Consider the following 21,576-nt stretch of genomic DNA (forward strand, 5'->3'; position numbering starts at 1 on the left):
TTATTTAAGACCGTTTTCTATTTCGGGGCGAACCTTCATTCCGTCTTTCAGTTGGGTGAGTTTTTCCACGGCGACGATACTTCCCGGATTTAAACCTTCCACTATTTCGGTCTTATCTTCGAACTGGGCTCCGGTTTTTATTTTCGACCTTAAGGCGATTCCGTCGTTGAGGACGTAAATCCAAGCGGCTTCGTTATCCTTTGCAAACAACGCCTCCGAAGGAATCAAAAGCGACATCCTCTTTTCTCCGGTAAAAATCGAACTTCTTACGAACATCCCAGGGGTTAGGGATCGATCCTCGTTTTTGATTAGGGCCTTAACTTCCATCGTGTGGGTTTTAGGGTCGACGATCGGATTGACGATCCCCACCTTCGCGTAAAATTTTCTTTCCGGATAAACGTCCGCGGTAAACTCAAGATCCATATTTTTACGGATCGAAATCATATCCGTTTCTCTAATATTCAATTTTACGAATACTTTACTGATGTTCACGAGAACGAGTATCGCCTGATCCGGGCTATTCACCGCTCCGGGATTTACGTATTCACCGACGTGTTTGTTTACGTAAGCGACTACGCCGTCGATCGGGGATCGAATCGTCGCCGCACGGATCAATTCCTCGGTGGAAGTTAAAGCCGCCTTAGCCGATTCCACTTGAGATCGCGCGACGTCCACTTCCGCCTTGTCGATACGAGTGTTGATATCTACGAATAATTTCAATTTTTCCTTGGGATCGTCGGGGAGTTTTATATTTTTCGAGGTAATGTCCTCGTTTCGAAAGCCGACCATGCCCATTTCCAAATCCTTAAGGCTCATGCGATATTTGGCTTCCGCCGTGATCAGCGCCGTTTGAGAATGTTCGATCTCTTCCTTACTGATACCACCCTCTTGATAAAGGGTTTCCTTACCCGCAAACGTCATTTTCATCTTAGCCAATTCGGCTTTGGCTTCTTTGGTTTGAGTCCTTCTTTTTTCGATGTCCAACATTCTGACTTCCACGCTTTCTCTGGCTTTTGCGTATTTTTCCTCGCTCAAACTCAACGAAGAGAAGGCGCTTTGTAAGGCGGCTTGATTTTTTTTTCTTTCCAACTCCAATTGAAGGGTATCAATGTGAAGCAGTATGTCTCCTTTTTTAACCTTTTCCCCCTCTTTCGCTTTGATCTCCAGGATGTTTCCCGCGGTTTTGGAAACGATATCCACCTTATCCAAAAAATCGACGGAACCCAAGGCGTGAATCGCCGGATTGATCATTTCCGGATGAACGGCGATCGCCTTTACGATCACCGAATCCATATCCGTGGTATAACCTTTGTCTTTTTTTTTGAAAAAATTCAGAATGAACTCGAATTTCCCCTCCTTCTTTTTGTCCCTAATCGACGATTTCGGATCCGAGTATATAAATGTTTTATAAAGTACGAATATACAAAAAATCAATAATACCGTTTTTACGATTTTTGATTTGAAAAGATTTCTGAAAATCTGAAATTTGGAGTCGGACATATTGCTCTCTTATTTATTGTATTTTGTTTATTTCCGACTCGATCATTTTAAACGAGCTCGGATTTTCTTCGGAGAGGAATTTCGCTTTCTGAAAATAGCGGTCCGCCATATCTTCTCTCTGCGCCTTCCGATATATTTTTCCCAATCGCAGATATACAAGAGCGAGTTTTGCGGATTCTGCTTTCGCTTGGTCGTATAAGGAAAGGGCCTCGGGTATTTTCCCTTCCGATTCCAACACGGCGCCGAGTGTGTATTGAACTTCCCATCGATCGGGAATACGATTGATAATCGATTGGAGACTTTCTTTTACTTCCGTCCTATTCTCCTTTTGTAAACTTTGAACTCTGGAAAGCCAGTACGCGGCGTTGGCGTTACATTGATCCTTGTTTACCGCATCCTCGAACATCTCTTCGGCTTTTTCAAAATTCCTCTTATAATAATGAATTTTACCCAACATGATCATCGTCTTCGTCGAGTCCGAATCCATTTTCAACGCCTGCGAATAAAGCGAAAGCGCGCCGTTTAAATCCTGTTTGGCGTAGGCCATATCGGCGTCCCTTTGTAACGACTTGAACTTTTCCGAATCCTTATCGCAGGAATAGGTCGTCGCGGCAACGAGCACTAAGAAGGGAATTAGAAAATTCTTATGCGAAGTTGTGTTACGTGTATTCATTGTTTTACGAGAGCGCCCATCCTATTGGAAATATTTCGACAGACTTCTTTTAAAAGATTCGCTTCGTTTAAGGATCTTCCGTTAACGACGTAAGTGATTCCCCCTTTCAAAATACCGTTCGAATCGTAAACTTTGAGAAATACCAACGAATTGAAATCCTCTTCCAATAAACTTCCCGAGTCGTTGTTGCCCACCGCTCCTTGAACGAAGTAACGAATCCCCAATCGTTCGGATAAAAGTTTGATCTCGTCGCTGGAAAGAAAATCGCCGAATTGTACATCCTTGGATATATTAGAAAATCCTACTACTGTTCCTTTGTCCAAAACCTGACGGAGATTTTCGGGAAGTAATTCCTTTAAATTCGTCGTGTTATCGGCGCTTCGAGTTTCGTTTGCAATCGGATTCGTTTCTTTTTTTTCGGTCGCTTCCGGGGGTTCGACGGATTCGGAACTTGAGTTCGTTTTAGAAAGTAATTTTCTAAGGGATTTTTCCTCCGGCATCTCCTTAACGGAATATCCTTCCGCCATAAAATGCAGTTGAAGCATATCCTTGAAATTTTCCATAAGATACGGCGAAAATCTCGCGTCCCTACTGACTATTTTTCCTATGGCTAAGGGAAAATTTTCTTCGGACTTCATTACATAAACTTGATACGCTCCGGAAGAACGGAATAGTTTCGATATGGTCGAACAATCGTAGAAAACCGCCGCGAGTGAGAGTAATACGATCGATAAGGAAATTTTTTTCATAGTATCCTCTTTTAATTGCTTTCGAAGAAAAAACTGAACTGAGCGGATAAGGCGGTCCCGTTCGCATTCGTGGCCGACTGGTCTATCTGAATCAAATAAAGAGGATAGTTGGCCCCGCCGATACCGGTATTGAATAGAATGTCGAACCCGCACGCTAAACTCACGTCCGTCATCGAAATCGTCAAGACCCGATCGCTGTCGCTCCAAACCCATCTCCCCTTATAAACGGAGGAAGCGCTGTTCGGAACTTGGGAGATCGCGCTTATGTTCACTGCGTTTACCGCACTTACCGTGTTCATCGATTGGTTGAAAACGATTACGATGTTATCCGAAGTGGAATCCGCCGGACAGGCCTGCAATCCCGGAGTGAACGAATAAGAGGACGCCGGAAGAAAAGGAGTTCCGGCCTGCCACCAACATCCCGTCGTAACGGCCATACTGTTGCAGTTGGCTTGATTCCCTCTACCGATCGCGATCACCTGCGGAGAATTATTCTCGGTTCTGAATATTAGAGAAAATGAATTTTGCAGGGAGTTCCCGGCCAAGTCCTTGGCCGAAGTGGAAATCGTTAGAGTGTAATTCTGCCTGCCGCTTAAGGCGATCAAAGGGGTCAGAGTCATGTCGTTCCCCGCGAAGGTGATCGCAAAATTCGCGGACGGAGAAACGGATAACGCGTTTTGAGTGGAGGCCGGATCCATCGGTTCGTTGAAGTGAATCACGATCGGAACGCCCGTGCATACGTTATTCGTAAGTGTACCGTTTTGGGAATTGAGAACGTCGTTGGGCGCCGCGCCGCAATTGTCTCCGTCCCCGTCGACTTCAAAATCGATTCCGGTTACGGCGGGTTGGTTCGAATCCAACGCACCCACGACAAACGTCGCGTTGACCGGATTCCTCAGCCCCTTACCCGAAGTGTTCGTTACGGAAGTCGCAAGAGAAATATTGTATCTCCTCCCGTACTGAAAGGCTACGTCCGGAGTGAAAACCATCTGGTTAGCGGTTGGAAATGTAAACTGTCCCGTCACCGAAGGGGAAATCGAAAATCCGGATCGGAGAGAGGACGAATTCATCGGCTCGGAAAAAGTGACCACGATCGGATTGATGGCCGGGTTTCCCGTACATCCGTTGTTCACGGTCGCCGCTAGAACGTTAGCGACAATACCCAGACCTGCTTGGCAATTCGCGGGCGTTCCAGAGAACACGTCAATGGAATTAACCGCCGGAAAACCTCCGAGTGCGGAGGTAAGAAAATAAAGAACGTATCCGTTCTGCATCTGAATTCCACCGGAGTCCGCCGCGTTCTGACTGATAGAAATCACGTATTGAGTGTTCGGATTGAGAGATTGAGCGGCGATGAATCGAAGTGTGGTCGGAGAGGTCCAAGAGATCAGTCCCGAAACGTTCGGGCTGATCGAAAACGCCTGAGAGGTTACGTTTTGATTCATGTTTTTGCTGAAAATGATTTCAAATGAGGCGCCTTGACCCGTTCCCACGTTGTCCGTACAAACGTTGGTGACGAAAGACGCGGACAAGGAATCGTCCATTCCCCCGTCACAACCTCCGGGTCCGGTCGCGACGTCGGATAACACGTTCAACACCGTAGGAGGTGTACCGTTTACGGGGCCTCCGTTTCCGGTGGTAAAGAAACTGATAAACTCGGAAATCATCGCGTTACCCGCAAGATCCTTAGCCGCGGTGCTGATCGTGAGTTTGTACTGTGCGAACAAATTCAAATTTTGAGAAGGAGTAAATAACAACTCGGTAGGCGTAGGCCAAGTGATCAGTCCCGTAACCGACGGGGTCAATGAAAACGCATTCGTAGTGGCGGCTTGATCCATCGGTTCGTTAAAACGAACTCTAAACTTGGTTCCGTTCGTTTGACTGCATATATTGGTGGTAAGATTCGGAATCGGCGTAAGTCCTAAATTCCCGCAGGCGGGAGCCAAGTCGCTTAACAACGGACCGGTCGTAAAGTCCATTCTAGGCGGAAGGAGATCGATTCCGAACGTAAAAGAAAACGAATAAGAGGCGCCTAACGTATTACCGTCCAGATCCATCCCGGAACCCGGAATCGAAAGCGTGTAAGTAGTGTTTTGCCAATCTTGGCTCGGAGTGAAAACCAAAAGACTGCCGTTCCCACAGGGACCGGTAGAACCGCATAACGCGTTCCCGCTTGTAAGCCAGGTTTTTGTTCCCAGAATATTCGGAGAAATATTCAACGAGTTTTCGATCGTGGATTGAATCATGGATTCGCTAAAATGAATGAATATCGGAGTGTTCGCAGAAGCCGGTGAAAGACCCGAACAAGCTCCCATCTTATCTCGGATTCCGTTGATCGGATCGAGCAAGGACGCAAGGGTTCCGGGCGCACAACCCGCTCCGGTGTTTACAAAACCGTCCTGAAAAATCACTCTGGGGATTTGAAAATCCTGACCGACCGTAAACGAAAAGGAATAATTTTGACCGACCGGATTGCCCGCGACGTCCGTAGAATTGCCGGAGATAGAGACGGTGTAGGTAACGGAATGTTGCCAAGGAGTTACGGGTGTGAACGTGAGTCTGCTCGTAGTTCCGCAGGGACCTGTGGAACCGCAGGCGCCGTTCGGACTTGCGGACCAAGTTTTGATACCGTTGATGTTAGGCGATATATTGATGTTCGAATCCGTCGTCGCTAAATTCATCGACTCCGAAAAATCAATGATGATCGGAGAGGATTGAAAACCCGGAACGATGCCGGAACACAAACCGACCGCGTTAAAAAGACCGCCCGGAAATAACGTGGAAGCAAGTGTACCCGGAGAACAACCGCCCGCGTTTTGTATAAAGCCGTCCTGCATCAGCACCTGGGGTTTCACGATTTCCGTCCCGACGGTAAAACTTGCGGAGACGTTTTTACCCAAAGGATTTTCCGACGTATCCTGCGCCGTTTGGGAAATGGTTAAAACGTACGTAAGACCGGTCGTAAGGGCTTCCCTAGGCGTAAAAGTCAAAATCGTATTGTTATTACTCCAAACATACGATCCGACCATTTGAGGAACGGTGAGAAAATTCGATTCGACCGTACCTCTGTCCATCGGTTTGGTGAATTTCACAACGATCGGAGTATTGATACAAACGTCCGTCGTACTGTAAAAGTTATTTGGAAAATTAACAAAATCTAATATGGGATCGGTGATAAGGCAACCGGTCGTGTTTTTTCGTCCGCCGATCGAAATCACGTCGGGAGGCAAAACGTCCGTGCTAACCGAAAAGCTGATACTGTAAGGTTTTTCCAAATCGCGGCCTTCCTGGTCCTCGCATCGATTGGAAAGATTCACCAAATACGTTATACCGCCTTGCCATCTTTTATTCGGCGTGAACGTCAAAGTGCTTCCGTTGACTTCGAAAAGTCCGGTCACTCCGGGTTGAACCGAAAACGCTCCGATACAACTCTGTTCGTCGATCGGTTTGTTAAAGGTCATTACGATTTTTTGATCCCTTAAAACGCCCGTTTGTCCGGGAGAGGGAATGGAATACAACACCTTCGGGGAGGCGGGATTATTATCCAAGGGAATCCAGTTTTTGAATTTATTTTCGAGTTTACTACAATCGATCAGAAACGAACCGATCCAGGATAAGAATATTAGAAAAATGATATGTTTGAATTGTTTGTTCTGTTTCATAGGTTTACTTCTTTTTGAGGGGGTCGTATGCGTCCAATAAACTCCCGTCCGGTTCGAGATCGGTATCCGAGGAGTTGAAATATTCTTCGATGTCCTTAACTTTGAAATTTTCGCTCACTTTCGATTTGGGAATAGGTCTGTTTTGTAAGATCAACGGAAGAATCGTATTTCCGTGATTCGGCTTATAATTGAACAACTTCAACGAATCGGGTTGTAAACCCGATACCCATTCCAATTCGTAAACGGAGGTGCAGTATTTTCCGATCGCATCCACGAGTTTTTCCTGAGCGCCCACAAGTTCGGTTTCGGCGAAAAGTATGTCCGACCTTTTCGCTTCCCCGACTTGGATTTTGGTACTCATCAAACGCATGCTCTCGTAACGAAAATAAACCATTCCGCTTCCGATCGTAATTAAATCGTAGGATTCTTTGACAACGTCGCTCGCCTTCTCGACTTCGATCGCGATGGATTGTTCCAAACGTTTTTTTTCGGCGATGGAATCACCCATCTTAATCTTACTTTCCATAACCTTTCTCGAATAACTCATGTTATCGAGAACCTGTAGATTATTGGATGTGGCGGCGTTAAAATTAGGATTGACCGTACCGGCAAAACCGCTGCTCGCTTGGTTGTTATAACGCATACCGAGATTTTCAGTCGTCGTATTTGTGGAGCCGCCCAAAGGAAATACGACCTTTACGTTCACGTTCCACGTATCGTTTTGTAGAGGATACGTAACGCCGGTTCTTCCATAGGAACCACCGACCGAAATCTGAGGAATCCATGCGTTTTCGGCCAGCTCGCGTTCCTTCGCTAATTTTTTATTGTTAATTTTGATTCTGACGATTTCCGATCTTTGGTTTTGCGCGTTTGCTATCAGCGTATCTTTTTTGAAATCGGGATAGGAAATATAAAAGTCCGTCAGTAAGTCCCCTTCTATTACAAGATCCGATAGATGGTCCAAACTCATGGCCAGCTTCAAATCGTTCTTCGCCTTCAGATATTCGTTTACGGATTTCACTAAGGAGAATTCGATTTCCTGAAGACGCGAGGCGATGCTTAAAACCTGAATCTGCGTCGTAAAACCGAGTTTCGCCTCCAATTTCGCGAGCCTTAACTGTTCTTTGGCCCGTTCCACCGACTTCTTATTGAGTGCGACCTTGGCAAGAGCGACTAACGTGTTTATGAAAGTCTTTTCAACCTCCAGCCTCACTTTCGAAGACGTAATCTTAAAATCCTCCCTGGATAATATTTCCTCCAATTGGGCGATATCGAGATCCAGCTTCTTTTTACCGCCGTCGTAAACGATCTGATCCACGTTCAGTAAGATAGCGTTGTATATGTAGTCGCTCGAATCCTGAATGATGTATCTCTGTCTCGTCATATTGACGCCCAGAGTAGGCAACATATCCCTCCATCTTTCCGATATCAGTTCCTTTATCGCGGCATTTTTGTTTTTGAGGGACAATAAGAGGTAGTAGTTCGTTAAAGCGATTTGAGTCGCGGTTTCCAAGTTGATCCTTAAGGTTTTTTTTTCGGAAGCTTCGATTCCTGTAGAAGATAGGCAAAGGAGGAGAACAATAAGACGCGCAAATAAGATCGAAAAATCGCCGAACATTCCCTTTTTCGGCATTTGGATGCTACACGAATCCGTTTTCCGTCGGTTTTTAAGAAAAAAAACGCACTCGAAACTGAGTGCCGAATGTAAGGATGTCCAGAAAAATGGAAAATATTTCTTAAAATTTGTTTGCGGCTCTCGGATATTCCGAAACCACATATTGTGATCGGAAAAATAATGAGATATCACAATGCACATTTGAACCCAAGTACTTCGGTGTAATATTTCAGTCAATATAAATTCAATTGTGGTATAAATTTATTGGATTTTAGTATTTTCTAAAAACGATACGAGACACGTCCAAAATCTTTCGCACATTCAATCAATGAGAAGGCCTTTTCCGATTTTAGAAATCGGATCTTAGTAAGAGGGAAGATTTACTTGGAATCGTCAAGCGACAACGCTGGAAGGAAATGATTCAGATTCTTGCAAAAAGAATCGATCGGACTTAAACGACATTTTAAATCAAGAGAGGTTTTTTTTGAGGAAAATCATTTTAATTATTTTCGATTTCTTTTTTTGCCAGACTAAAAATCAATTTTTGTGCGATTTCAAATTCTTTTTTAGGTAAAATTGCCAATATTTCGATCATTTTAGATAATCCCTCTTTCGAAGTTATCTTTTTCAATAAGATCGCTTCAAATTCAATTTCTTTCTTTTTTGTCCGCAATATCTGCTGTTGACGCGCCACCTTTTCCGGTAATTTACCTTCAAGAAGCCATTCTCTTCGATATCCATGTACCATTTCTATCGTGATGGCGGCGTCTTCCGGTATCGGAAATCTTCCGCTGATCCAACCGCTGATCGTCTGTTTCGACTTGCCGATCGTGTTTCCGAACTCTTTTTGATTCCCTTTGAAACTCAAGAGTATGGTTTTTAATCTTTTTTTTTGCTCGCTCAAAACATGTCCTAGAATAATACTTTTTTGTTGACACTGGTATTAAAATAATACCAACATGTCTTTGGAAAATCCATTAATAGTACAACTTTCAAAAAATCAATTCAAATGTCAGTTCAGTCGCTGCTCATGGGTCATAATTTCCAAAAAAATAAATATAGTAACTTCTTTTGCCTTGTTTTAGGTCATAGAAAAGAGATCAGTGGATAAAGATATGTTTTTACCGCCAAAAAAGAGATTCTCGGTAAAGCCTTTTATTTTTTCGATCCTCTCTCCAGAGCGCATTTCCCTTCTCAAAAAATTTTCCGACGCGAATCCGGTTGTCCGATTTCGTATCGAATTGAAAAGGAAATCGATACCGTAGGAATTTTATCGGAAAAAGAAAGAACACGCCGAAAAGAAAAGACCGCCGTCTTTCTTTCGAAGGGTAACGTGTGCGCAAGTTTAAGATCCGGTTCGTTTTGACCGGATACACTTAACGTGCACCTACCCGCGCGTGAAATTTATCCGATTTTAGCTACAGTCGAGAAGTGAAGACCAATATTAAACTTTAGTGAAGAATAGCTTATGAACCTTAACCATTTAATTCCAGTCTTAACGGGATTTCTCCATTTGTTTTTCGGGATTTATGTCTTTAGTTTAAAACCAAGACAAAAACTGCAAAGTTTATTCCTGCTTTTGAATCTATGTATGGCGCTCTGGCTCTGCATTCAAGGTCTTCGAGGTACACTTCCTCTTGAATACCGTAACTTCGGATTGAACATAACGTTCCTTCCGATGTCCATCGCGACTTTCATTCTGTATCTTCTTTGTAAAAAGATGGAGAACGTAGGTCAGAAAATTCCGATTTGGTCGCGGATCCTGGGTATCGTAGGATTTTCCTATTTCGCTTGGGCTTCTTTTAGCCAGAGAATGGTGGTATTGGGAGATCCGAATACTTTCGTTTTCGATTTCAGTTTGAATTACCATTTGATCATCGGTTTTTCCATCTTTTGGGTTCTGTTGTCTCTTCTGGCGATTCTGAAAAGAATGCGGCTTAAAAGAGGAAACGATAAGGTAAGACTCTTTTTCTTACTTTTTGGTTCATTGTTTGCATTGCCGGTTACTTTGATGTTCATTTATTTTCTTCCGTTTTTGGGGATTTACAAAGCTTATCTGTCGTCTCTTGGACTTTCCATAGGCTCACTCTGCTGGGCGGTTGCGATTTTGCACTATGATGCTTTTGAAATTAAGGCCAGCCTAATCCAAGGCCAGAGAATTTCTATGATCAATCGACTTGCATCCAAACCCTTTTTGAAACTCATGGGAAAATTGGATCCGATGAGATTCGTTCAAAAAAGTTCGAAGGAAAAACAGGAAATCACGAAACAAATTCTCATCCAAGATTTCTATTTAGCCGAAAATACCGGTGAAATATCTGTGGACGAAAGAGCAAAAATCCTTTCAAAAAGATTCGGAAAGTATTTTAAATAGTTCGCACGTCGGAGGATTCGAAAAAACTCAAACTGTGATAATATTCATTGACATAAATCACCAATGAACGTAAATGTTGCACGTGAGTATTTTTCGAATCCGAATCGAGTCGATTTTTTTACCCGAATTCGGATTTATTTCGAACAGCCGACCGATTTGAATCGGTATAAAACCCACACTACTTTGTGTTTTATACGGACGGAAAAGGGCGGCGGCGTTCCTCACACAATAACGGGGGCGATATGTCGAAGTGGTATGATCCAGCAGAATTGGAAGCTTTTTTAGGCTCGTTGCCGAAATTCAGAAACCTACTTCGACTCGCCACGGAATATAAAAACCTCAGAAGAAAAACCCCGAAAGAGCTTCGATACAACATTCTGATTCAAAGATTGTATCTACAAAAGAAAATCCTATTAAGACGAAATGAATGGATGAAAAGGGAACTAAGAAGTATCTTTTCGGAAAAAGTACATCTTGAAAGCGAATTGGAATCTCTTGAAAAGCGTCTGAAAGAAATACGAGACGAAAATACGAATTTAATTAGAGGTTAGGAATTAATAATATTAGGGATCGGTTTTAAAGTTAAACCGGCGATCTCGAATGGATTCGAATATTTTCCCGGCCGTTTTTTGAAAAGAATATTCTAAAATTAGAATATTCTTGTTCTAATATATTCATTCGACAAACTTAGGAACGGGAGTTTTTAGCACTTTATTCAAAAAACCTATGATAGCCCCGAAAATCAAACTCGCTATGATCAAAGGAACCAGATGGGAATATTGTTTCGGAATGACGACTAACGCTATATACCAAGGCAAATTCAATAATTCCGTGAGCAGGATCGAGCCGATCATCTTAGGCAATCCGGTTTCCGCAAGAGTCACGATACATCCGCAGGAAAACCAAAACAACATCGATTGAATTAAAACCCATCGGGAAACCGTAGGGTCCCCGAAAAAAACGAGCAGGCCTTCTAAAACCGCACAAACGGTTCCAATTGATAAAGCGTTTCTAAAACGAATTCCATTTTGATTCATAAAGTTACCTTCCGTAATACTTGTATTCTTTCAAAATCGAAGAGCCGTTGGAAAGGTAAAGTCAAAATACTTTTCAATATTGTATTTAATAAATATTGAATATGACTTTCACGTCATCGATTTACAGGCCCGGTTGAAACCTGTCATATATTCCCGACTTATTTCTCAAAGGGCCTTCTGTCTGCTACTGCTTTTAGAACACGATCCCGTTGATAGATCCGCCTTTTGTCCCGTCTCTCTTACTTAAACCAAGAATTACATTGATTGCCAGGTCCTTATGTCGAATCGTTTTAAGAACCGGGAAAAATCCATTGAAGGAGGTGTAGTATTCTATGAGTTGGAAGTCTTTTTCGGATTACGCGCGCATTCGATATTTTAAAAAAATCCGCAAAAAAAGTTTCTAAAATGGGCCTCATGAGCAAGAATTTGATTTCTTGGATAATTTTTTGATATGAAAAAGAATTCGGTTTTTTACATGGATTATTTTGAAAAAATCGTGGATCGATACGGTGGATGGGAACTTTGGAATCGTTTGGATTCCGTAGAGTTTTATTTTCAAAGTTTGGGAGGCCCGCTTCCGTTTCTGAAAGGACTCGGTAAAACTTTTAACAAACACGGTCTCGTGCGAATTTTTCCAAAGGACTTTACGGCCGAATTTTTGGAATATCCCGTTCCCGGGAAAAAAATAGTATTCAAAAATGGTAAAGTAGGAATTTTTAATATGGACGAAGATCCGATTTCGTTCGAATTTCTCAATTACAGGGACAGCTTTTACGGCTTGAAAAAATACAGAAGTTGGAGCCCTCTGGATGTTTCGTATTTTTTCGGTTATGCGATCACTCAATATTCAAGCGTTCCCTTTATTTTAAAAGAATATGCCGTTCGAAAAGTCGAACTTGCCGACGGTAGGTTTCGCATCGATGCGGAGTTCCCGAAACATCTCCACACACATTGTAAAAAACAATCTTATCTTTTCGACAAAGACGGACTTCTGGTTCGCAACGATTATACCGCCGACATTGTCGGGCCTTGGGCCAAGGGAGCGCACTTTACGTCTCATTTTCAAGAACTCGATCGTTTCCCAATCGCGACAAAACGAAACGTGTTTGTTCGCCTGGGAAGTCTGGCGACTCCGATTCCCGTTTTGTCGGCTGAACTTAAACCTTTGAAGATTCATTTTCGCTAATGTATTTAACGTGAGTTCGACGGTTGAAATCTTGGGCGAATAAGAAACTCAATGCGTTCGCTCCCTGAACGCCGACCCATAGGAAGGCGTTCACTGAGTTTCCTGGGTCGCTCCGCAGCTCGCGAATTTCATAGCTAAAATAGCTCGCGACCCGTCGAGCGACCGTAGAAGCGAGACGTTGAGTTGTTCGCTTGAACTAAAGTGTTGCTGCCTGCGGTCACAACATAATGTTCCAATTCCTTCGGAATTTCCACTACAATCGCTTTCGCATTTGTTATACCGAATTCACGTTATTTAGGGATCTTAAGGATCGGATGTTACATTAACGTGAATTGGCAGAGAAAGTTTGAGTGAATATGAAACTCGACTCCCTGGACGCCGATTCATAGAGAGGCGTCCGCTTGAGTTTCCTGGGTTGCAACATAATAATCGTATTCGTACTCACTCACGTTAGGCCAGGTCAATCTGCTAACCCCTAAAGTCTGTCTCGCCACTGGAAACGTGGGACTACTCTGTTTTTAAACGAAGAGTAAACTCCGTGCCGTTATGGATAAAATCGGAAAAACTTTAACCCTGACATATAGTTCCTAACCCCTTGAAATGTGGGAACTCCCGCAAATTTCCTTCCTGATTTGGAATAACTTTTATTGAAAACGTTGGAGTTCCCACATTTTAGGGATCTGATAAGAGATTCGGAACCGACACGGCAATCAATTATGTCATCAAACGGCGTTTTCAAAACCAAAAGAATATTTATGAGACAATACCGGGATGGACTCATCTCAACGCGACATAACCTAAATTAAAAACAAAATGAGAGAATTTGTTCCGACGGAATTCTAAAATAAAGAGTTGTTTACGATTCGCCAGTAAGTCTCGCAGCGCAATTTTCTCTTACAAAAGAAAAATAGATCATAAAAAGTTCCGTAATTTAAAAAACCTTCAAGGAATTTCGGGAAAGATCGATTTTAAATACTACGGAGCGCAGCATGAATATTTCCGGTGATCTATCATTCAAAGCACGACAACATAACGAACCGAATCCCATACCCAGTTTGGGAGGACTCATCGGAAAAAATTCCTTTCTCGATCTGATGAAATCTTTACAAGGTTCCGCACAGAAGGGATTGGATGCAACTCTGACCGGAATTCAAAACACATTCTCAAAAACGGAAACTTCCGAGACAGTAGAAGAGAATGAAGAAGTAGTCGATGAAAAAAAAACCGAGTCTACAAGATCCAAGGAAGAAGTCGGAACGGATACGGAAGAGCCGAAAATAGAAGGGGAAGAATTGGAAGTCGTCGAAGAAGCCACTAACGTAAGCGCGCTACCTTGGTTTCTCGTTGCGGAAGCCCCCAAACCGAACGAGACCGTCGATCCGGAAATCGAATCCGCGATCGTAGAGGAACTTCAAACCGAAATGATGGAAGAAAATCCGGTTGAAATCTTCAAACAACCGGTTTCCACAAGTGAACTGATCGAAAATCACTTTTCAAAAGAAGAAAGTTTTAAATTGTTAAGCGAAGTCTCCTTTGAGGAAGAATCCGAAAGTTTCCTCGAAACGGAAAAAGGATCTTTGGTTACTCTTGAAAATTCCAAGGAAATCAAACCTCAATCCTCAAAAAAAGAACACTTAGACCAAGAATCGAAATCATCCGAATCCAAAACTGCATCCGAAATGGTCCGTTTCAACGAAACCGACATTAAAGAATTCAAAGAGAACGGCAAAGGAGTTTCCAACACTTCTTTCAAAGGTATGGACGAAACCAAAACGGACGTTTCCAAAGAACCGGCGCTCGATTCGGAAAAGTGGAAGATCAGCCGGGATAAAAAAACGGATTCTTATCTAAATCTAAAATCCTCCGGAAGAGAAGAGATTAAAACCGCAATCTTAAGTCAATTCTCCGAAAATTCGTCCGGAAGATCGGGACAGGAACAATCGTTTCGTTCCGGCGGAGGGGATTCCTATGCCTCTCTCGTAAAAGGTATCGGAACTCCTGTATCTTCGGGAAAAGAACCGGGAACTCTTGGAAAAGACTTTTCCCTTTCCAAGGAGACTAACGTTCTTTCCAGAAAGGACATTCAACAAAACTTTCAAAACCTGATTCGTTCGGCGCGAGTTTCCATTCTTGAGAATGGAAAAACGGAAGCGAGCATTCGGATGAACCCGAAAGACTTGGGTCAGATGTCTCTTTCCATTTCTACGGACAAGGATATCGTTCGAGGTAAACTTCTCGTGGAGTCCGATTCCGTTAAACAGCTGTTAGTCGCCGAACTCGCAAGTTTAAAACAGGATCTCAAAGCAAACGGACTCGAACTTGAGTCTCTCGTAATCGAGGTAAAGGAAAGAGACGAGGCGTTCGCTTTCAACAGCGATTCCGATAAAAACGGAAAAGATTCACATTCTTTCCAAACCGCGTTCGCGGAGGAATGGAACAATGATTTTAAAAATTCTTCTTATGAAGAAGACGAACTTTCTTTTGAAGAAAATTCTTCAGAGTCTCACGGTTTTGCGGAAAAAACCGATGGGAAAACCGAGAAACTGCTCGATCTGAAAGTATAGGACTCGGAGGAAATCATGCCGGAAACAACAGGCGTTAGCCAACAAGCGACCAGAGATCGTTATCTCGAAGGAGACAGAAGTTTCAAAATCCGGAACCACATGGAAAATCTGGAGAAGGAAGAAAAGAACGGTCTCAAAGGAATCGAAATTCGTTCCACGGTTAAATCCCTCGGTAAGGATGATTTTCTCAAGCTGCTCATAACGCAGCTTTCTTCCCAAGATCCGACCAACCCGGTTAAGGACCAGGACTTCATCGCGCAGATGGCGCAGTTCTCTTCTCTCGAACAGATGAACAATATCTCCACAGGGATTCAAAAGATGGGTAACCGTCAGAGTTTTTCTCTCGTTGGTAAACTCGTTTCCGGTCCCGACTTCGTAAACGGCGAAAGTATCGCGGGTATCGCGGGCGCTCTTTTTTTCGACGGAGAAGGGAAAACGTTCGTTCGCGTCAACGGAAGATCCATCGACGTGGAACAAATCTCTCTCGTGAGCGATCCGACCGTTCTCAAAGAACAGGAAGCGGCTTTCCATCAAGCGCAGGCTCAGCCCGGCCCCGCTCCAACGACGGTTCCGGCTCCTCAAGCAGCGTCTAACGTGTCTTCTATAACTTCGGCTTCTTCTTCCGAGATGACACCTAACGTATCTCCGAACGTACAAACAACGCCTAACGCCCCTTTACGGGAAGAAACGATCGCTCCCCCTAACGTATCGCGGATAAAGGCCGAAAAAAAAGAAATAAAGTCCGCAATCGCGGAACAAGCTCCCGAGTTAAAAGATAAAACGACGGCCGAAGAAAAAATTTCGGACTGGAAATTTCCGGGAAAAAACAAAAGCAATTCATACGAATAAACAAAGGATAATCGAGGTAACAGCTTTATGATGAGGTCACTCTATTCCGGTGTATCCGGACTTAAGAACCACCAGGTCCGAATGGATGTCATTGGAAATAACATCTCCAACGTGAACACACACGGTTTTAAAACGGAACGTGTTACGTTTCAGGATATGATTTCTCAGGAGCTCAGAGGAGCTTCCGAACCGAAAGAGAATATCGGAGGTGTCAACCCTCAACAAGTCGGTTTGGGTTCTTTGATCGCCGCGATCGATAAGATCATGACACAAGGTTCTCTTCAAACCACGGGTAAAAATACGGACGTTGCGATGTCCGGAGAAGGTTTTTTCATCGTTAAAGACGGAGACAAACAATTTTATACGAGGGCCGGCGCATTTAACCTCGATAAAAACGGTTACTACGTAAACCCCGCAAACGGTCTCAAGGTTCAGGGTTGGAATTCAAGACTGGACGATAAAGGAAATAAGTTCATCAATTCTTCGGCCTCGATCGAAGACATTATAATTCCTGTATATTCTAAAGAACCTGCGAGGGCGACTTCTCAGATCGATTTCAAATCGAACTTGAATTCCTCCGCGCCCGCGGTTCCGCCTGACGCGACTCAGGACGAGATCACGGCGATGATCAACGATCCGGACCCTAAGATGAGAAGAGGTCACGTAACGACGATTAAAACCTTCGACGACCAAGGGATTCAGAGGGAATTCAAAATGGAATTTTATAAGGTTCGAGATAACACTTGGAAAGCTCGCGTGAGTATGACGGACGCGACTCAACTTTCCGCGGACGTTTCCGGAACCGGGGGACAGAACACACAACTGCCGGGAAACACCGAGTTGGAATTCGGTTTTACTCCCGATGGAAAACTCGTCTACGTCTCCGACGGAGTGGACTCGATGAACAGCGGTAAGCTGAACGCAAAGATGTCTTTTAAAATCGCGGGCAATCCTGCGATTCAAAGTTTCGATCTGAATCTCGGTGAAGCGGGAATGGTGGACGGGATCACTCAGTTCTCCTCCGACTTTACCACAAAAGCCGTTAAACAAGACGGTTACACGATGGGTTATCTGGAATCTTTTTCGATCGATAACTCCGGAACCGTTACCGGAGTATTTTCAAACGGAGTCCGTCAACCTCTTGCAAGAATCGCGACCGCGGTTTTTAACAACCCTGCGGGTTTGGACAAAGCGGGAGATACCATGTTCGCGTATTCCATGAACTCGGGAGAACCTAACATCGGTGAGGCGGGCGTACAAGGGCGAGGTAAAATCAACGCGGGACTTTTGGAGATGTCTAACGTGGATCTTTCCGATCAGTTCACGGATATGATCGTAACTCAAAGAGGGTTTCAAGCCAATTCAAGAACCATTACAACTTCCGATCAGATGATCCAGGAAGTCTTGGGACTCAAACGTTAATCTTCTTTTTCAATGATTTCCTCTTCGACCTACTGATATGAGTCGAAGAGGAATCTAAATTTCATACATCTCAAGTTATAGATTCATTCCACTTTTTTACAAAGTTCGGAGAAAAATTCTCTTTCCTATATCTTTCTAATATGGTTTCATTGATTCCTAGTAGATGAGTCAGAAGTTTCCTAAATACATAGTCACGGACTTCGGTTCCATAGTTAAAAGGTTAGATCCGATCGCTCTTCGTTTAGATGTGCGATTTTTAGATTTTAAAGAATTCTTTCAGTCCGAATCCATCCGTAAATCCGTCGGATTTTTAAACATCGTCTTCTATTTGACCGCTTCCAATCTCAAAGAAACTCAAAGAAAAATTCATAAACAATTTCAGAGAAACCCTCTGATCCTAAGTCGTTTTATTTTGAACGAAAACTTGGATTACGTTCATTCAAAAGATCTAAAAATCGAAGAAGATCTGATTTTTTCGGTCCTACCGGAATCGTCTTCGGATATGATCTTAAACAAAACCTTTCTCAACGCGTTCACTCAGCTTCAAATGATCACGGATCAGTTCGATCTTCAGCATAAAATCAACACGACCAAGTATGAAATTTCGAAACTGACTCGGATCGGAATCAGCCTTGCGGACGAAAAGGATTTCAACAAACTCCTCCGAGAAATTATTTTCAGCGCGCGGGAAATCGCAATCGCCGATTCGGGATCCTTATACCTCGTAGAAAAGGACGAGTTGGGATTCGTTCGCAATCTTAGATTTAAAATTTCGTCCATGCATATCGATACGGAGGAATTTTTACTTCCGATCAACAAATCCAGCGTTGCCGGTTACGTAGCCGACACCGGAAAAATTTTAAACATCCCTAACGTTTATGATTTGCCCAAAGACGCCGAATATAAATTCAACGGCAACTTCGACGTCCTTTCCAATTATCATACGAAATCCATGTTGGTAGTTCCTATGAAAAATCATAGGGACGAAGTTGTGGGTGTCATTCAACTCATAAACAAAAAAAGAAATTTCAATCAAAAACTGACCGTCGAGCAGATGAAAGGAGAGGACGTTTTCGCCTTCGACGATTATTCCGCTCAACTCGTGATGAGCGTTGCGGGACAGGCCGCGGTTGCGATTCAGAATAATAATCTTCTAAAGGAGATTGAAACCCTTTTTGAAGGTTTTGTGACCGCCTCCGTAAACGCAATCGAATCCAGGGATCCCACTACGAGCGGTCATTCGTTTCGAGTCGCTCTTCTTACGGTGGGTTTGGCGGAAACGGTAGATTCCGTCGAAGACGGTAAATACAAGGACGCTAAGTTTTCGAAAGAGCAAATCAAAGAAATACGTTATGCGTCCTTGCTTCACGATTTCGGAAAGGTGGGAGTTCGGGAAAAAGTTTTGGTCAAATCCAAAAAACTGGAAGACTACGAACTCGAACTGATACGTTGGAGATTCGAATACGTCAAAAAAGACATCGAATCCAAAATTCTTCAGAAAAAGACGGACTTTTTAAAAAAACACGGAAGCGCCGGTTTTTCCGATTACGAAACCTCCCTCGAATTCGAACTTAAGGTGGAATACCAAAAACTCGATCAGATGTATCGGATCGTGATCGATTCCAACGAACCTTCCATATTAGAAGAATCTAATTTTCAAATATTGGAAGAAATTGCGAAAGTGAATTATTTTACTACGGGCGGGGACAAGCTGCGTTTGATCTCTCCGTATGAATTCGGTTTTTTAACGATCAAAAAAGGATCCTTGGATTTTGCGGAAAGAAAGGAAATCGAATCCCACGTGGAACATACGTTTCAGTTTTTGAGTAAGATTCCTTGGACGGGGGATCTGAAAATGATTCCCTCCATCGCGCACGCGCATCACGAAAAGTTGGACGGCACCGGTTACCCGAGAGGGCTCGACGAAAATTCCATTCCGGTTCAATCGAAAATTATGACGATCTCCGATATCTTCGACGCGCTTACCGACAAGGATCGACCTTATAAAAGGGCCGTTCCTTTGGAAAGGGCATTGGATATTCTGCAAATGGAAGCGAAGGAAAATCACGTGGATCGGGATCTTCTCAAAATTTTTATCGAAGGAAGGGTCTACGAACGACTTTTCAACGCAAGTCAGCTTCGTTAAGTAACGTGATTCCTTTTTTGTTTTTCAAAAATTTTTCCGACGGTCAATTCTCGAGAAACATAGAGAAATCTGAAACCTGGGTGGAATTGCAAGTTAAACGTCATTCATTAAAAATTACTAAAGAACGAAACTAAGACGAATTATCCGGATTTTCAAAATGCGACGGCGCCGATTTTAAAAGTTCTCAGTGAAAAAGGAAAATCGAACCATACAACGTCGTTGTCTCGACTAAACAAATCTACGAAATATAACGAATTGATTTAGAAGTTTTTAATGAAGACTCAAAACCCACCTCGGGGAATGAGAAGGATAGATTAAAATATTCTATTGACAATAATGACCACAGTGGTTATAAATAAAAAATGATTTCTGTTGGAATTCGCGAACTCAAATCTCATTTAAGTCAATATATTGATTTAGTTAAGAAAGGTGAAAATGTACTAATCACCGAGCACAATAAAGTCGTAGCAGTACTTAAGATACCGGATTTAAATTCTTACTCGGATGATAAAATAAAGGAAACATTTGATAAATTAATACAAGAAGGCAGCTTAGTTCCGGCTAAACGCAAAACCTCCATCGTCAATAAGTCGACGAATCAATCTAAGAAAAGAGGTTTACCTGATTGGTGGCGAATTTATCAAGAATCAAAGAACGATTAATTCGGCATGGTTCAATATATAGAAACAAGCGTGATTCTTTCCTTAGTTTTTGAAGACAATTTTTATGATAAGGCGGCATTCATTTGGAATAAACCGGCGGAAAAAACGAGCTCTATATTGACTTCTATTGAAGGGCTAATTGTATTGAGACGCTACTTTAAAAACCAAAGGAAATCGCTACCAAGTAATTGGATTTCCAAACAAGAGAAAAAATTAAAGGAACTTCTTTCTGAATGCAATTTAGTCAGAGTTGATGAACGAATTGAGTCGATTATAACAATCAAAAAAGATATTTCCGATTGCCGTTCTTTAGATGGAATTCACGTTGCCACCGCGATATACTTAAAAGAGATATTTCGATTACCAAATTTTATATTTAATAGTTTTGACAATCGGGTAATCAAGGTTGCCGAAAAACTGGGCTTAAAACAATACACCGTCTAATTCCCGATATCGAATTCAATTACGGGAAATGTTTCCATTTTGAGATTATGGAAAGAAAAGTAAACCCGGCTTTGAACTTTGTTTTTAGAGTCTGTCGTTTGGTCGAACCCAATAAAATCCGAAACGAAATTCGCGAGCTGCAACGCGCCCCTTAGATTAGTATGATTCTTGGACGTAAGGCAGTTCGAAGTGTGATATTCTTGATTCGACGGAGTCAAGAAGGCCGGTGGCAGATTGATCGCTCCCTTGGGGTTTAGACCCCGACCCATAGATGAATCTAAATCGGCCACCGCAAACCAAAGTGTGGCGGCTTAAACAAAGTCGACCGCGAATAGGAGTGCTGGTGATATCACCCGGCTTTGTTAAGACCTTCCGCCTCTGTCATTTTAGGAGAAAAGAAATGAACAGTCAAGAAGTCAAGTATGTAGGAATTGATTATGGTAAAAAAAGTTTAGAGGTAGTTCGAATCAATTCGGAGAACTCGCTCGAACGTCGACAATTCAGCACAACGGAAAGCGGAATTAACAATTTATTAAAATGGTTAACGTCGAACGATATCGTAGGCCTGGAAGCAGGATCTCAATCTTTTAGAATTGCAAAATCAATACTAAACAAAGGAGTTCAAGTAATTGTTTTGAATCCCGGAGACTTAGCAACATTTATCAATCTTTGAAAAAGACTGATACTAGGTGT

The 21,576-nt window shown here is 42.9% G+C and carries 16 protein-coding genes and 1 pseudogene; 10 read left to right on the forward strand and 7 right to left on the reverse strand.

From position 1 onward, the window contains the following. The 6 genes from LEP1GSC060_RS18285 to LEP1GSC060_RS18310 all read right to left on the reverse strand — a co-directional run bounded on the left by LEP1GSC060_RS18285 (position 1) and on the right by LEP1GSC060_RS18310 (position 9,103). The gene (locus LEP1GSC060_RS18285; RefSeq protein WP_003010698.1) at positions 1 to 1,500 is read right to left on the reverse strand and encodes an efflux RND transporter periplasmic adaptor subunit; all 1,500 of its coding nucleotides are present in this window, start codon (positions 1,498 to 1,500) and stop codon (positions 1 to 3) included. 13 nt (positions 1,501 to 1,513) lie between these two features. Further along, positions 1,514 to 2,173: a tetratricopeptide repeat protein gene (locus LEP1GSC060_RS18290; RefSeq protein WP_003010700.1), complete on the reverse strand. Its 660-nt coding sequence runs from the start codon at positions 2,171 to 2,173 to the stop codon at positions 1,514 to 1,516. Further along, positions 2,170 to 2,922 carry a lipoprotein gene (locus LEP1GSC060_RS18295; protein WP_003010745.1) on the reverse strand — a complete coding sequence of 251 codons (753 nt, stop codon included), beginning with the start codon at positions 2,920 to 2,922 and terminating at the stop codon, positions 2,170 to 2,172. The genes LEP1GSC060_RS18290 and LEP1GSC060_RS18295 overlap by 4 nt, the downstream gene beginning before the upstream one ends. A gap of 11 nt (positions 2,923 to 2,933) precedes the next feature. Further along, positions 2,934 to 6,584: an Ig-like domain-containing domain gene (locus tag LEP1GSC060_RS18300; RefSeq protein WP_003010684.1), complete on the reverse strand. Its 3,651-nt coding sequence runs from the start codon at positions 6,582 to 6,584 to the stop codon at positions 2,934 to 2,936. A gap of 4 nt (positions 6,585 to 6,588) precedes the next feature. After that, on the reverse strand, positions 6,589 to 8,217 hold the full coding sequence (locus tag LEP1GSC060_RS18305; RefSeq protein WP_003010727.1) for a TolC family protein: 1,629 nt from the start codon (positions 8,215 to 8,217) through the stop codon (positions 6,589 to 6,591). Between the two features lie 481 nt (positions 8,218 to 8,698). After that, on the reverse strand, positions 8,699 to 9,103 hold the full coding sequence (locus LEP1GSC060_RS18310) for a helix-turn-helix domain-containing protein (RefSeq protein WP_003010673.1): 405 nt from the start codon (positions 9,101 to 9,103) through the stop codon (positions 8,699 to 8,701). Between the two features lie 564 nt (positions 9,104 to 9,667). On the opposite strand from LEP1GSC060_RS18310, the gene LEP1GSC060_RS18320 reads away from it, so the two are divergent. Beyond that, positions 9,668 to 10,573 carry an LIC10906 family membrane protein gene (locus tag LEP1GSC060_RS18320; RefSeq protein WP_036097138.1) on the forward strand — a complete coding sequence of 302 codons (906 nt, stop codon included), beginning with the start codon at positions 9,668 to 9,670 and terminating at the stop codon, positions 10,571 to 10,573. Positions 10,574 to 10,815: 242 nt separating this feature from the next. Then, complete coding sequence (locus LEP1GSC060_RS18325; protein ID WP_036097141.1) at positions 10,816 to 11,124, forward strand: LIC_10907 family protein; 309 nt, start codon at positions 10,816 to 10,818, stop codon at positions 11,122 to 11,124. 123 nt (positions 11,125 to 11,247) lie between these two features. Here the strand turns inward: LEP1GSC060_RS18325 and LEP1GSC060_RS18330 are convergent, their stop codons facing one another. Beyond that, positions 11,248 to 11,610 (reverse strand): hypothetical protein, encoded by a 363-nt coding sequence (locus LEP1GSC060_RS18330; protein WP_003010746.1) that lies wholly within the window; start codon positions 11,608 to 11,610, stop codon positions 11,248 to 11,250. 475 nt (positions 11,611 to 12,085) lie between these two features. On the opposite strand from LEP1GSC060_RS18330, the gene LEP1GSC060_RS18335 reads away from it, so the two are divergent. From LEP1GSC060_RS18335 to LEP1GSC060_RS18375, 8 genes and pseudogenes are all read left to right on the forward strand, one after another. Beyond that, complete coding sequence (locus tag LEP1GSC060_RS18335) at positions 12,086 to 12,796, forward strand: hypothetical protein (protein ID WP_036097153.1); 711 nt, start codon at positions 12,086 to 12,088, stop codon at positions 12,794 to 12,796. A gap of 989 nt (positions 12,797 to 13,785) precedes the next feature. Then, on the forward strand, positions 13,786 to 15,360 hold the full coding sequence (locus LEP1GSC060_RS18340; RefSeq protein ID WP_036097143.1) for a flagellar hook-length control protein FliK: 1,575 nt from the start codon (positions 13,786 to 13,788) through the stop codon (positions 15,358 to 15,360). 15 nt (positions 15,361 to 15,375) lie between these two features. Next, on the forward strand, positions 15,376 to 16,209 hold the full coding sequence (locus LEP1GSC060_RS18345) for a flagellar hook capping FlgD N-terminal domain-containing protein (RefSeq protein ID WP_003010735.1): 834 nt from the start codon (positions 15,376 to 15,378) through the stop codon (positions 16,207 to 16,209). Between the two features lie 27 nt (positions 16,210 to 16,236). Next, positions 16,237 to 17,631 carry a flagellar hook protein FlgE gene (gene flgE / locus LEP1GSC060_RS18350; protein WP_003010702.1) on the forward strand — a complete coding sequence of 465 codons (1,395 nt, stop codon included), beginning with the start codon at positions 16,237 to 16,239 and terminating at the stop codon, positions 17,629 to 17,631. Between the two features lie 163 nt (positions 17,632 to 17,794). Then, positions 17,795 to 19,777 carry an HD domain-containing phosphohydrolase gene (locus LEP1GSC060_RS18355; protein ID WP_003010709.1) on the forward strand — a complete coding sequence of 661 codons (1,983 nt, stop codon included), beginning with the start codon at positions 17,795 to 17,797 and terminating at the stop codon, positions 19,775 to 19,777. A gap of 362 nt (positions 19,778 to 20,139) precedes the next feature. Beyond that, a complete protein-coding gene (locus LEP1GSC060_RS18360; protein ID WP_036097144.1) occupies positions 20,140 to 20,439 on the forward strand; it encodes a type II toxin-antitoxin system Phd/YefM family antitoxin in 300 nt (99 codons plus the stop codon). Positions 20,440 to 20,445: 6 nt separating this feature from the next. Beyond that, positions 20,446 to 20,883: a PIN domain-containing protein gene (locus LEP1GSC060_RS18365; protein ID WP_003010733.1), complete on the forward strand. Its 438-nt coding sequence runs from the start codon at positions 20,446 to 20,448 to the stop codon at positions 20,881 to 20,883. A gap of 400 nt (positions 20,884 to 21,283) precedes the next feature. Then, positions 21,284 to 21,576, forward strand: a pseudogene (locus LEP1GSC060_RS18375) (IS110 family transposase); the annotation flags it as partial.

It is taken from the genome of Leptospira weilii serovar Ranarum str. ICFT, from assembly GCF_000332415.1.
Classification (GTDB): Bacteria; Spirochaetota; Leptospiria; order Leptospirales; family Leptospiraceae; genus Leptospira; species Leptospira weilii_A.